A 1,315-nucleotide genomic window follows, 5' to 3' on the forward strand; every position below is an offset into this window, starting at 1 on the left:
CGTAGTGCGGCACCTCGGCGCGCACCGACTGCATCACGTGCGCGAGCGCCGGGCTCGTGTGGTGCGGCGCGCGCAGATCCACGCCCTGGGCGGCCGCGAGCAGTTCGATCGCGAGGATGTTGGCCGTGTTGCCGGCGATGTCGGCAAGCTTGCGCGCCGCGAACGTCGCCATCGAGACGTGGTCCTCCTGGTTCGCCGAGGTCGGCAGCGAATCGACCGAGGCCGGATGCGCGAGCGTCTTGTTTTCCGAAGCCAGTGCGGCGGCCGTGACGTGCGCGATCATGAAGCCCGAGTTCACGCCGCCGTCCTTCACGAGGAAAGGCGGCAGGCCCGAAAGCGTCGCGTCGATCAGCAGCGCGATGCGGCGCTCGGCCAGCGCGCCGATTTCGGCGGCGGCCAGCGCGAGGTTGTCGGCGGCGAAGGCCACCGGTTCCGCGTGGAAGTTGCCGCCCGAGAGCACTTCATTCGTTTCCGGGAAGATCAGCGGATTGTCCGATACCGCGTTCGCCTCGACGAGCAGCACCTGCGCCGCGTGGCGCATCTGGTCCAGACACGCGCCCATCACCTGCGGCTGGCAGCGCAGCGAGTACGGGTCCTGGACCTTGCCGCAGTCGCGGTGCGAGAGGTTGATCGCCGAGCCTTCGAGCAGCGTGCGGTAGGCCGCGGCCGCCTCGATCTGGCCGCGATGGCCGCGCAGTTCGTGAATGCGCGCATCGAACGGCTTCACCGAGCCTGCCGCGGCATCCACGCAGAGTGCGCCCGACACGAGCGCCGTGCGGTAGAGGTCTTCGATCGCGAACAGGTTGTAGAGCGCGAGCGCGGCGGAAGCCTGCGTGCCGTTGAGCAGCGCGAGACCTTCCTTGGCCTGCAGCGCGAGCGGCTTGAGGCCCGCAGCCGCGAGACCCGCCTCGGCGCTCGCCCGCTCGCCGCGGATGAACACCTCGCCGATGCCGAGCAGCACCGCCGACATGTGCGCGAGCGGCGCGAGATCGCCCGAGGCGCCCACGGAACCCTTCACGGGAATGAGCGGCAGCACGTCGGCGTTGAACAGCGTGATGAGCGCGTCCATCACTTCGCGGCGGATGCCCGAATAGCCGCGGCCCAGGCTCGACAGCTTCAGCGCCATCAAGAGGCGCACGACGGGACGCGACATCGGCTCGCCCACGCCCACGGCGTGCGACAGCACCAGATTGCGCTGCAGGAGTTCGAGCTGATCGCTCGGGATATGCGTGCTCGCCAGACGCCCGAAGCCCGTATTGATGCCGTAGGCGGGCTCGCCCTTCGCCGTGATCTCGGCAACGGCGCGTGCGCCCGC

General features: G+C 69.7%; 1 protein-coding gene. It reads right to left on the reverse strand.

The features are described 5' to 3' along the window. Positions 1 to 1,315 (reverse strand): histidine ammonia-lyase (gene hutH / locus C7411_RS36810; RefSeq protein ID WP_116603309.1); only part of this gene is annotated, 1,315 nt, incomplete at both ends.

Origin of the sequence: Paraburkholderia silvatlantica (genome assembly GCF_003096715.1) — a bacterium.
Taxonomy (GTDB): Bacteria; Pseudomonadota; Gammaproteobacteria; order Burkholderiales; family Burkholderiaceae; genus Paraburkholderia; species Paraburkholderia silvatlantica.